The following is an 11576-nucleotide window of genomic DNA, read 5'->3' on the forward strand; positions in this document are numbered from 1 at the left end:
ACCAATGGGTGTAGCAATGGTGTACCATGTAGCAAAGAGAACCATCAACTCAACAGAAGATCGGAGTTTATTGTGGTAGAATAGAAAGAAAATATGTATTCTTGAATGTAACTACACCAACAAAAACTACCATATTTTGTACCTTAAATTAGGTTTGTTGTTAATGAATTACCACAAAAAAATATGAACTAGGCTTCTTAAAACAACAAGAAGAAAATTATACCAATTACAAGGTATAAACCACGGGAAGTGTAGATATAGATAAATTTAATTTGGTGTATTGGTAAAGTGCTAAAGCTTTTCTAATACACCATTTTTTGTATATTATTTTAAATTTGTGTTTACAATTAATCAATTATTTACTGTTTTTAATCTATAAATTCTACTAGCATCAAAATTGGTTTTTTTGTAAGAATTTTAAGATTTATCCCTTTTCTACATATTGAAATTTAAATTAATATCGGAGAAAAAATCATTCTTTATCCGTTTAATAACACGAAAAAGGTGATAAATTTTCTAATTTTTATTTGAAAATAAATTAGTCGTTAAGTGTTGATTTTAAAGGGATTATCGATAAAATGCTCTTTTTGTCTTATTATTGGTATACAATAATTGCAGTTTTACATACACTTACCTCTTATCTCACAACATTTTATCTTCTTATACATGTGCCGGTAAGTATCTTTAAAATAATAACATATTTTTTGTAGTCCAATTTATATTTTATAAAAAAAACTATACATCAAAAAAAACCCCTGCTATGAATTTTTTCGATTTTCTATTATTATCATTTTTTTCTATAACGGTCAAAAGAAACTTTCAGTTTACTGGTCGATACAAAACAACATATTGGTCTTCAAATATAAATTACTTAAATAAAATTTGATTTTTTTTAAAAGGTCAAATTCTTCTAACAGTTATGCTATTGAATGAATCTGACGTAATTAAAAGTTAGAATACTATTAAAATAGACATATAACTAATTAGATTTCTAAATCTAGATAGGGTCTTCAACAAAACGCTATGAATATTTATACTTTAAATTTTAAAAAAAGCTATTTAACCTTAGCTTTTCTTTTTTTTATTATTGCCAGCTCTTTTGCACAGCTGAGTGATTTGCATTACTTACCGCCTTTAACACAGACTGGTAATCATATGCGTGATCAGGCAATTTATATTTCTACACCAGAAACAACCCCTTTTAGTGTAGAGGTATATGTAGGTACATCACTGACACCATTGACAACCGCAATGGTTTCTAATGCAACACCGTTTGTATATACATTTGCTGATAATGACAATGGTATTACCATGTTACCAGATGCCAATGTAGGTATTAAACAATCAACAGCAGGGTTAAGAATTGTAGCACCTAATGGTGAAAAATTTTATGTCAATTATAGAGGTCGTAATAATGCCCAGGGAGCATCTTTAACATCTAAAGGTAGAATAGGATTGGGAACTCATTTTAAATGGGGTGGTGTTCCTTTTTTACATAACAGAAGCATTTATAATGCAGTTCTAGGTATTATGGCTACTGAAGATGATACTGATATAATTATATCTGATTATGACCCGGACTGTAATTTTAGATTAGGTAACAGTTCTACAGGATTTGTCGATAATCCAGATAATACAATTACCATAACCTTAGAAAAGGGAGAAAGTTTTGTATTGGAAAATGTAGGAAATAATCAAAATACTCCAGGAGATACAGATGCAAACCGGTATGGTTGGTTAGGAGCGGATATTTCTTCTGACAAAAATATTGCTATTAGTAATGGTAATGTTTTAGTTGGTGTAGTTTCTGGTTCAAACTTACAAGATGCTGGCTTAGATCAACCCGTGCCAATAGATGTTATTGGTAGAGAATATGTTTTCGTAAGAGGTGGTGGCGGTAATAATTTAGAGTTTCCTATTATAATAGGTACAGTTAATGGAACGGATATATTTGTTAATGGCTCCACTACTAAAATAGCGACAATTAATGACGGTGAATTTTTTGTTATTCCGGGTTCTAATTATACCGGATCATCTGCTGGTAGTAACTTAACAGTAACTACATCTAACAATGTATATGCGTATCAATCTTTAGCAGGTAATACAAGTGCAGCAACCAATGGTATGAATTTTATAGCCCCTGTGAATTGTTTATTACCAAATTCATTAAGTAATATAGCAAGTATACAAGATTTAGTGAGTTCCACTATTAATGGAGGAATAACAATTTTGGCATCTACAACGACTTTAGATGCAAATATAATCGTAACAGATGGTACAGGTACGGTAACATTGCCTGCTGCTCAAATGGCTTCAGGGTTATCATGGAAAAGTTTTTACTTGCCCAACCTTACAGGTAATGTTTCCGTAGAGTCTACTGGACCTATAGCAGTAGGTGTTGTAGGTCTTAGTGGTGCATTGGGCTTAGGTGGATATTTTTCTGGTTTTGATACGGTTCCGGTAGTAGATTATACCATTTCAGGAGGAGGATGTTTAGGAGGTGAGATTGAGCTGGTAAATACCTTTGACACCTATCAATGGTACAGGAATAATGTTTTAATTCCAGGAGCTGATTCAGCTATATTCACCCCAACCGAAATTGGTGATTACTTCGTTAAGGTTTCAGCAGGTGGGTGTTTTTATGACTCTAATGTAATTAATATGTATTACTGCAACCCAGATATAGCGGTTGTAAAAACAGCTGATAAAAATATTTATTCGGAAGACGAATCCGTAACATTTACAATTACAGTTGAAAGTTTAGGTATTAATGATGTTACAAATGTTGTTATAAATGATGTTTTACCTTCAGGTTTGTCATTAACTAGTGCAACACCATCTTCAGGATCATGGACTTCTCCAAACTGGAGTATTGGTACCATGACAAAAGGAGAACAACAAACGTTGACCATTGTAGCCACACCAGATGTAATTGAGGCGACTACAAAAGAGATAACAGTAACTAATACGGTTTCTAATAGTCAAGATCAGGTAGACTCCAACGAGACATTAGACGATTTAGAAGAAACTATAATAATAGAAAATAGTGATGATGACGGGGACGGAGATCCAGATACAAGTGATCCTGACCCTAACGATCCTTGTGTATATAGTTCAAATCAAAATACAGCAAATGTAGATCCAATTTGGAATGCTATTGATTGTGATGGTGATGGAGAGACAAATGGAACAGAGGTTTCAAATGGTACAGATCCATCAGACCCTTGTTCGGTTACCAACGAAACAGTTCCTTTGACTACAGCTGAAAATTATGCAGTTTGGGCAGCTGCGGATTGTGATAATGATGGAAATATAAATGATACTGATCCAAATCCTTTTGCGCCAACTGCTACAGATGATTATACTAATGCAGATGTAGGGGTAGCAAAAGTATTCAATATTTTAAATAACGATGATTTTTTAGTTGGTAGCACTATTACAGATTTAGGTACAGGTACTGCAGCTGGTATTATAGCTATCAATCAAGCAACAGGTGAAATTACATATACAGCTTTAGTAAGCGAAAATCCTAGTACGGTTACCATAGATTACCGCGTATGTAACGGTAGTGTATGTGATACAGCTACATACTTCATTACTATTCCTGCATGTGCAGATGCAGATGGTGACAATGTTTGTGATGTTGCGGAAGATGCATCTACTATCAACGATCCGTGTGCTCCTCAAAGTGATTCATATTGGCAGCCTCAAGGTACCAATGATTGTGATGGTGACGGCTTAACAAATGATGAAGAAGCAACGGCAGGTACTGACCCCTATAATGCAGATAGTGATGGAGATGGTATAGACGATGGTACAGAAGTAAATATAGATAATACAGATCCAACAAACGATTGTGAGTCTATTGGTGGCACCCCTTTAAGTACAAGTGATTGTGATAATGATGGATTAACGGAAGCGGAAGAGACAACGGCAGGTACAGACCCAACAAATCCAGATTCTGATGGAGATGGTGTATTGGATGGTACGGAAATAACCGTAGATGGTACTGACCCTTTAAACTTATGTAGTTATAATATTGCTAGCGCAACGGTAACTCCTTCTGCAGCTTGGAATACAGCAGATTGTGATGGTGATGGAATCGATAACCAAACTGAAGTTACCAATAATACGGATTCTCTTGACCCTTGTGATCCAGCACAGGTAGCAGGTTACACAGGTTACGACGCAAGCAATGCTATTTGGGCAGCTGCGGATTGTGACGGTGACGGAGTAACAAACGGAACGGAAGATTCCAATGGAACGGATCCTTATAATACGGATACAGATGGTGATGGTGTTCCCGATAATACAGATTCAGATGCTTTAAATCCATGTGATCCGGTACAGGCAGCAGGTTATACAGGTTATGATGCAAGCAATGCTATTTGGGCAGCAGCGGATTGTGATAATGACGGAGTAACAAACGGAACAGAAGATACCATTGGAACGGATCCATACAGTGGCGACACCGATGGTGATGGTGTTCCAGATAATACGGATACAGCTCCTCTAGATCCTTGTGATCCGGTTCAGGTCATAGGTTATACAGGTTATGACGCGAGCAATGCCATTTGGGCAGCAGCGGATTGTGATGGTGACGGAGTGACCAATGGTTCTGAAGTGACCAATGGTACCGATCCTTATAATACAGATACCGATGGTGACGGAGTTCCCGATAATACGGACAGTGATGCTCTAGATCCATGTGATCCGGTTCAGACCGCAGGTTATACAGGTTACGACGCGAGCAATGCCATTTGGGCAGCAGCGGATTGTGACGCTGACGGAGTAACAAATGGAACGGAAGATACCAACGGAACAGATCCATACAGTGGAGACACCGATGGTGATGGTGTTCCCGATAATACGGACAGTGATGCATTAGATCCTTGTGATCCGGTTCAGGCAGCAGGTTATACAGGTTACGATGCAAGCAATGCTATTTGGTCAGCTGCTGATTGTGATAATGATGGCGTGACCAACGGAACGGAAGATACCAATGGTACGGATCCTTACAATACGGACACCGATGGTGATGGTGTTCCCGATAATACGGACAGTGATGCATTAGATCCATGTGACCCGGTTCAGGCCGTAGGTTATACAGGTTACGACGCTAGCAACGCTATTTGGGCAGCAGCGGATTGTGACGGTGACGGAGTAACAAACGGAACGGAAGATACCAATGGTACGGATCCTTACAATATAGACACCGATGGTGATGGTGTACCCGATAATACGGACAGTGATGCATTAGATCCATGTGATCCGGTTCAGGCAGCAGGTTACACAGGTTACGATGCAAGCAACGCTATTTGGGCAGCTTCTGATTGTGACGCTGACGGAGTAACAAACGGAACGGAAGATACCAACGGAACAGATCCATACAGTGGCGACACCGATGGTGATGGTGTTCCCGATAATACTGACAGTGATGCATTGGATCCTTGTGACCCGGTACAGGCTGCAGGTTACACAGGTTACGATGCGAGCAATGCTATATGGGCAGCAGCGGATTGTGATGGGGACGGAGTTACCAATGGTTCTGAAGTTACCAATGGTACGGATCCTTATAATACGGATACGGATGGTGACGGCGTTCCTGATAATACGGACAGTGATGCATTGGATCCATGTGATCCGGTTCAGGCAGCAGGTTATACAGGTTACGACGCGAGCAATGCCATTTGGGCAGCAGCGGATTGTGACGCTGACGGAGTAACAAATGGAACGGAAGATACCAACGGAACAGATCCATACAGTGGAGACACCGATGGTGATGGTGTTCCCGATAATACGGACAGTGATGCATTAGATCCTTGTGATCCGGTTCAGGCAGCAGGTTATACAGGTTACGATGCAAGCAATGCTATTTGGTCAGCTGCTGATTGTGATAATGATGGCGTGACCAACGGAACGGAAGATACCAATGGTACGGATCCTTACAATACGGACACCGATGGTGATGGTGTTCCCGATAATACGGACAGTGATGCATTAGATCCATGTGACCCTGCACAGGTAGCAGGTTACACAGGTTACGACGCTAGCAATGCCATTTGGGCAGCTGCGGATTGTGACGGTGACGGAGTAACAAACGGAACGGAAGATTCCAATGGAACTGATCCCTATAATACCGATACTGATGGTGATGGTGTTCCTGACAACACAGATGCTGATGCACTAGATCCTTGTGATCCGGTTCAGGCATCAGGTTACACAGGTTACGATGCTAGCAATGCCATTTGGGCAGCTGCGGATTGTGATAATGATGGAGTAACAAACGGAACGGAAGATACTAACGGAACAGATCCATACAGTGACGACACCGATGGTGATGGTGTTCCCGATAATACAGATTCGGACCCATTAGACCCATGTTTGCCAGCACAAGCTCCTGGTTATACAGGTTACGATGCTAGCAATGCAATATGGGCTGCGGCCGATTGTGACGCTGATGGAAATAATAATGGGACTGATCCTAATCCTTTTGCTCCAACAGCAACAGATGATTATACAACAGCCACGGTACTGGTTGAGAAAACAATAAATATTTTATTCAATGACGACTTTTTACCGGGTAGTATAATTACGGATCTAGGCACAGGTAGTGCGATAGGTACCATAGTTATTAATCAAACAACAGGTGAAATTTCTTATACACCTGAAAATTCAGAAAATAATACTACAGTAACTATAGATTACAGAGTTTGTAATGGTACCATCTGTGCAGATGCTATTTTTTCTATAGAAACTCCTGAATGTCAAGATTTGGATAATGATAATATTTGTGATGCAGCAGATATTGATGATGATGATCCATGTGTAGATAATGGTCATCCAGATTGGCGTCCACAGGGCACTAATGATTGTGATGGTGATGGTCTTACCAATGATGAGGAAACCGCAGCAGGAACGGATCCTGCGAATGCAGATAGTGATGGCGATGGTATTTTAGATGGAACAGAAGTGAATATAGATCTTACGGATCCGTTGGATGATTGTAATTCTAATGGAGGAAGTCCATTAGGAACAAGCGACTGTGATAATGATGGTTTAACAACAGATGAAGAAACTACTGCAGGTACAGATCCTACAAATGCAGATTCTGATGGCGATGGTGTCTTGGATGGAACTGAAATTAATATAAATGGTACAGATCCTCTAGAGTTATGTAGCTATGTTATCGGCAGTGCTACAGTAGCGCCTTCAACGGCATGGAATACTGCTGACTGCGATGGTGATGGAGTCGATAATCAAACCGAGCTTACCAATAACACAGATTCCCTTGATCCTTGTGATCCAGCTCAAATGGCAGGTTATATAGGTTATGATGCAGGCAATGCTCTTTGGGCGGCTGCAGACTGTGACGGCGATGGCGTGAACAATGGAATTGAAGATACCAATGGCACAGATCCATATAACACGGATACTGACGGCGACGGCGTTCCCGATAACACGGACAGTGATGCTTTAGATCCATGTGATCCGGTTCAGGCAGCAGGTTATTCCGGTTACGACGCGAGCAATGCTATTTGGGCAGCTGCAGATTGTGATAGTGATGGCGTGACGAATGGAACGGAAGATACCAATGGTACTGATCCTTATAATAGCGATACGGATGGAGACGGAGTTCCTGATAATACGGACAGTGATGCATTGGACCCTTGTGATCCGGTCCAAGCAGCAGGTTACACAAGTTATGATGCGAGCAATACTATTTGGGCAGCTGCGGATTGTGATGGTGACGGAATTGCAAATGGTACTGAAGTAACTAATGGTACGGACCCATATAATTCGGATACCGATGGAGACGGGGTTCCCGATAATACGGATAGTGACGCTTTAGACCCTTGCGATCCAGTACAGGCAGCGGGTTATATAGGTTACGATGCCAGCAATGCTATTTGGGCAGCTGCGGATTGTGACTCGGATGGAGTAACAAATGGAACAGAGGATACCAATGGAACGGACCCTTATAATACGGATACCGATGGCGACGGCGTTCCTGATAATACAGATGCTGATGCTTTAAATCCTTGTGATCCAGTTCAAGCGGCAGGTTATACAGGTTATGATGAAAGCAACGCCATTTGGGCAGCTGCGGATTGTGATAGTGATGGAGTAACAAATGGAACAGAAGATACCAATGGTACCGACCCTTATAATACCGATACTGATGGTGATGGCATACCCGATAATACGGATAGTGACGCATTAAATCCTTGTGATCCAGTTCAGGCAGCTGGTTATACAGGTTATGATGCAAGCAATGCTATTTGGGCAGCAGCTGATTGTGATTCTGATGGAATAACGAATGGGACGGAAGATACCAATGGCACCGATCCTTATAACAATGATACCGATGGTGACGGCATTCCTGATGATATTGATTCAGATGCTTTAGATCCTTGTGATCCTATTCAAGCAGCAGGTTATTCTGGTTACGATGCAAGCAATGCTATTTGGGCAGCTGCAGATTGTGATAACGATGGAGTAACAAATGGAACGGAAGATACCAATGGTACCGACCCTTATAATACCGATACCGATGGTGATGGTGTCCCAGATAATACGGACAGTGATGCTTTAAATCCTTGTGATCCGGTTCAGGCTGCAGGTTATACAGGTTATGATGCAAGCAATGCTATTTGGGCAGCAGCGGATTGTGATGGTGACGGAATAATCAATAGTATAGAGGTAACTAATGGTACCGATCCATATAATACCGATACCGATGGTGACGGAGTTCCCGATAACACGGATAGTGACGCTTTGGACCCTTGTGATCCAGTTCAAGTAGCTGGTTTCATAGGTTACGATGCTAGTAATGCTATCTGGGCAGCGGCAGATTGTGACGGAGATGGTGTAAGTAACGGAGTAGAAGTCACTAATGGTACGGATCCATATAATACGGATACCGACGGCGACGGCGTTCCTGACAATGCTGATGCTGAAGGAACCAATCCTTGTGATCCAATTCAGATTGCAGGTTATACAGGTTACAATGCAAGCAATGCCATTTGGGCAGCTGCGGATTGTGACGGAGACGGGATAACAAATGGAACGGAAGATTCCAATGGAACGGATCCTTATAATACCGATACTGATGGTGATGGTGTTCCTGACAACACAGATGCTGATGCTTTGAATCCTTGTGATCCAGTTCAGGCTGAAGGTTATACAGGTTACGATGCAAGCAATGCTATTTGGGCAGCTGCTGATTGTGACGGAGATGGAGTCACTAATGATACTGAAGTAGCCAATGGTACAGACCCTTATAATAATGATACTGACGGCGACGGAATTCCTGATGATATTGATTCAGATGCTTTAGATCCTTGTGATCCGGTTCAGGCAGCAGGTTATATTGGTTATGATGCAAGTAATGCTATTTGGGCAGCTGCTGATTGTGATGGTGACGGAGTTACTAATGGTACTGAAGTGACCAACGGTACAGACCCTTATAACACAGATACAGATGGAGACGGAGTTCCTGATGATATGGATTCAGATGCATTAAATTCTTGTGATCCAATCCAGGTTGCAGGTTATACAGGTTATGATGCTAGTAACGCCATTTGGGCAGCAGCTGATTGTGACTCGGATGGAGTAACAAATGGAACAGAAGATACCAATGGTACCGATCCTTATAACTCGGATACCGATGGCGACGGAGTTCCTGATGATATTGATTCAGATGCATTAAATCCATGTGATCCAGTTCAAGCGGCTGGTTATACAGGTTACGATGCAAGCAATGCTATTTGGGCAGCTGCTGATTGTGATGGTGACGGAATAACTAACGGCGTTGAAGATACAAATGGTACAGATCCTTACAATAATGATACAGATGGTGATGGCGTTTCAGATAATTTGGAAACAGTTAATGGCTCTGATACATTGAATCCTTGTGATCCAATTCAAGTAGCTGGTTATACGGGCTATGATGCAAGCAATGCTATTTGGGCAGCTGCAGATTGTGATGGAGACGGAATTATTAATAATACAGAGGTTACTAACGGCACAGATCCATATAATACGGATACCGATGGAGATGGAGTTCCTGATGATATTGATACTGATGCATTAAATCCATGTGATCCAATCCAGGTTGCAGGTTACACAGGTTATGATGCAGACAATGCCATTTGGGCAGCGGCTGATTGTGATGGTGATGGAATTGATAATGGAACTGAATTTACAAACGGAACCGATGCATATAACACAGATACAGATGGAGATGGTATAACTGATGGATTGGAAGATTCGAATTCAACTGATCCTTTAAATCCTTGTGACCCTATTCAAGTAGCAGGTTATGATGGTTACGATGTAAGCAATGCCATTTGGGCAGCTGCTGATTGTGATGGCGATGGAATCGATAATGGTACTGAAGTTACCAATGGTACCGATCCCTACAACAATGATACTGATGGAGATGGTGTTTCAGATGATTTAGAATCAGCAAATGGTACAGATTTATTAGATCCATGTGATCCACAACAAGCAATTGGTTACACAGGGTATTTTGAAAGTAACACCATTTGGGCTTCTGCAGATTGTGATGGAGATGGTATTGTAAATGGATCTGAAGTTACTAATGGTACAGATCCTTATAATGAAGATACAGATGGAGATGGCATTTCAGATAGTCAAGAAATTTCTGACGGCACAGATCCATTGAACGATTGTGATTCAAATGGAGGAGCTCCATTAGGAACTTCGGATTGTGATGAAGATGGATTGACAACTGATGAAGAAGCATCTTTAGGTACCGATCCTAATGATCCTGATTCAGATGATGACGGTATATTGGATGGTCAAGAAGTATTGGACGGAACAAATCCTTTGGATGATTGTGACCATGTAGGTGGTACAGCATTGCCAGATAGTGATTGTGATGGAGATGGTCTGACGACATCCCAAGAAGATGCTATAGGTACAGATTCTTATAATGCGGATACCGATGGTGATACTATACCGGATGGTCAAGAGGTCGAAGACGGCACGGATCCATTGAACCCATGTGATTCAATTGGTGGTGTTCCTACCTTAGATGCTGGTTGTAATGCAGAAATAGTTGATTCTGGTATTGCTGTTGCGAATGAGGTCATTACACCTGACGGTGACGGTACGAACGACTTTTTCAGAATAGAAAATATCGAGTCTTTCCCTAACAATACGGTACAGATCTATAACCGTTGGGGAATCGTGGTATACGAGATGAGCGGCTACGATAACAATACTAATGTATTCAGGGGCGCATCTGATGGTAGAGCTACCATTGGTCAAGATGAAGAATTACCGGTCGGCGTCTATTTCTATATCATCAAATACGATAACAATGGAGACAACCTGAACAAGTCGGGTTACCTATACATAAACAGATAAAAAAAATCCCCTTTTAAAAAAGATACGATGAACAAATATTTTCTAACCATTATAATTACCGTTGCGGGACTCTTCATGGGCCATGCCCAACAAGACGCGCAGTACACGCAGTACATGTACAATACGATATCGGTGAACCCTGCGTATGCAGGTTCACGGGGAGTGTTGAGCATAGCGGC

Annotated in this window: 2 protein-coding genes; both read left to right on the forward strand. The window is 41.0% G+C overall.

Annotated elements, in window-relative coordinates:
- Positions 1-1023: 1023 nt before the first annotated feature.
- Positions 1024-11397 carry a gliding motility-associated C-terminal domain-containing protein gene (locus tag Q4500_RS18420; RefSeq protein WP_303601030.1) on the forward strand — a complete coding sequence of 3458 codons (10374 nt, stop codon included), beginning with the start codon at positions 1024-1026 and terminating at the stop codon, positions 11395-11397.
- A 27-nt stretch (positions 11398-11424) separates the two neighbouring features.
- The coding region (locus Q4500_RS18425) for a type IX secretion system membrane protein PorP/SprF (protein ID WP_303598255.1) at positions 11425-11576 on the forward strand (152 nt) is incomplete at its 3' end.

Origin of the sequence: Maribacter sp. 1_MG-2023 (assembly GCF_030547005.1) — a bacterium.
Taxonomy (GTDB): domain Bacteria; phylum Bacteroidota; class Bacteroidia; order Flavobacteriales; family Flavobacteriaceae; genus Maribacter.

What these genes read in the sequence shown, in the direction of transcription:
- Q4500_RS18420 (WP_303601030.1), top strand. Translation starts at nt 1,024, where the DNA reads ATGAATATTTATACTTTAAATTTTAAAAAAAGCTATTTAACCTTAGCT.